This window comes from Fulvivirga sp., assembly GCF_040220315.1.
Taxonomy (GTDB): domain Bacteria; phylum Bacteroidota; class Bacteroidia; order Cytophagales; family Cyclobacteriaceae; genus Fulvivirga.
The window spans coordinates 1-2442 of sequence record NZ_JAVJUY010000340.1 but is presented as its reverse complement, the minus strand read 5'-3'; the positions used below and the strand labels follow the sequence as shown (position 1 = coordinate 2442).

At 33.3% G+C, this 2442-nt stretch carries 2 protein-coding genes; both read right to left on the bottom strand.

Translation table 11 applies throughout. The features are described 5' to 3' along the window. A partial coding sequence (locus tag RLO81_RS17300; RefSeq protein ID WP_350114600.1) for a hypothetical protein occupies positions 1-1048 on the bottom strand: 1048 nt, incomplete at its 3' end. Between the two features lie 204 nt (positions 1049-1252). Continuing rightward, positions 1253-2442 (bottom strand): O-antigen ligase family protein (locus RLO81_RS17295; protein WP_350114597.1); only part of this gene is annotated, 1190 nt, incomplete at its 5' end.

Genomic DNA, 2442 nt, shown 5'->3' with positions numbered 1-2442 from the left:
AAATTTGTTCTCCCTTATTATTCTCTAAATTCAACGAAATGTCAGCTGAAGTAAAGTATTGTGTTGTCACATCTTCAAGGAATGGATTACTCAAAAAAACACTTGAATTTCTTCTCGCGTGATAATCATTAAGTTTTTCATAGTCAATAGCAAAATTGTACCTCAGGACTTTAGGAGCCCTCCATTCGCTTCTGTCAGGGCCTTTTTCATTAGAAGAATAAAAGCTCACTAGTACATTGTTCTCATCATAAAAACTAGTAAAGGAATGTCCCCCATTCAATCTTCCATGATAAGGTATAATATCCATATTCATTGGAATTCCACAGGCCCTCATTAATTGTACCTGATTTCTAGATAGATGATCACATGAACCTCCTCCAATTATTTTGATTTTGTCGTAACTTAAATACTCCACCGGTATAATAGATGCTGATCTTATCCAATCCCATGCATATCTATCAATGAGCCAAGTGCAAACCTGTTCTCTTGTTGCGCCTATCATTTTTAGTGAATCAAGATCATTCTTATGTTTATTGTAGTAATATTCTCTCCAATTGTTTAGTGGATCCCCATTTAATTTATGAGGTAATATATACTTACAAAATTGGTCAAAATTCAAATTACTGCACCAAGGATAGTTTTGCCAAACTTCAAATGCTAAGTCAACATTTTTTATCAAATAATCTGATGTAACAGTGGTCAAATCTGAAATTGCGTCACCTTTCTGAAAGTACAGTCTATTTTTTGCTAATTGCTCTCTTGCTTCAACCACATTAACATAATTCCATTCACTTAGAGGTATTTCCTCATTGTTTTCATTTACAAATCGATAGTTCAAGGTACTGTAGTAGGGAATTTGCTCAACCAAAAAATACAGAGCTCTTAATTTAAGTTCATTATCCTCTTTCGTTTTAAAGAAAAAGATAGCTTTTTCTAATTCCTGTCTATTATCACCCGAATGTTCAAGAGCTGTCATAACACCTTCAGGATAAGGAGTGCATCTGGTTATTCCAATTATAACTATTAGAAAGTACTTATGAAATTTCATTTAGTTAAAGTAAATTCATGCATTTTTGAAACTCTTTTGTGTCAAAGGAAATGTATTTAATCAAATAAATCAATCTAAACATGTCACCGATAGTTCATTTTGGACTTTTGGATAAATCCTACTGGAGCATTATTTGTCATGGCAGCTTCCTGTCTTCAAAATTGATTACACCAAATCGAACTGAATTCTTCAATGCTCAATTTATTACAGGTTAATTACTCGATCCATTTCTTTTAAGATCTCATCTATGGCCTTTGATTTCACTTTTATATACATTTTTTTTACTTTCATCGCTAAGATCTTTGCACTAGCAAGATCTCCCCTTTCTTCGTATAGTTTAACTAAAAGATACCGTGGGTAAAATTTATGTGGAATAAGATAATACGCATGAAGGTAGCATAACTCAGCTTCTTCATACATTTTTAGTGCCTGGTAACACTGTCCAAGTGAATTAAATAGATAGGGATCTGAAGTAAGATTGGATGCCTGCTTAAGTACCCGGATTGCCCTTACGTAGTTTTCATTTATAGCCAATATTTGACCATAATCAAGCATAAAATCTCCGCGATAGCATAATTCTGGTTCAATTTTGTTCATGATCTCAATTGCTTCCTTATAACTAGAATTAGAACTTAACAAGGAAGCAACTTTCCATTCCTGCATTATTTGGTATTTGTTCAATTGCATTTTTAATATAAACGGACATCCTAAAAAGATTAAGATAAATAAGATAATGCGGCTACCTCTTCCAATCCTTACATTAAAATTGTTTGGACTTAATGCTGAAATAATACATAAAAAGAAAAATAGATTTAACAGTAGGGGAGTCATTGAAAACGGGTAGGAAAAAAGTGAAAAGACCAAGAGTGAAATTAGTGACCCAGATGTGGCAACTATCATTTTTGAATTACTGTAGTTTGCAAAACTGACTTGCAGAGCACATATTATAATGGTTAAAAAAAATACTATCCCAATTAGACCATGTTCGACACCAATTTTTAGGAATTCGTTAAAAGCATATTCACCTTTTCCTGCTACAAGCGCTTCTTTTTCATCAAATTCATGTGAATGAAAATACTGTGCTTGTTGATTCCCAAAAGCATGCGTAAACTTGTTGATGCCAGAACCTAAAAGGGGATTATTAGCTATCTGTTGTGCGGAAATCTTCCACATTAATAATCTACCATCAGCTGAATCTTTCTTCAAGTTATATATGCCAAATGTTGTTGTCACAAAAATTGTCACACTTGCAACAAGTAATGCCCCTTTCAATAACTTATTTCTTGTTAAATCACTATACCACTTTCGAATATTATACGAATGAACAATCACAAACAGGGATCCAATGATTACAGCAACCCAAGAAGCTCTGCTAAGAGTGGACGGAAGGACTA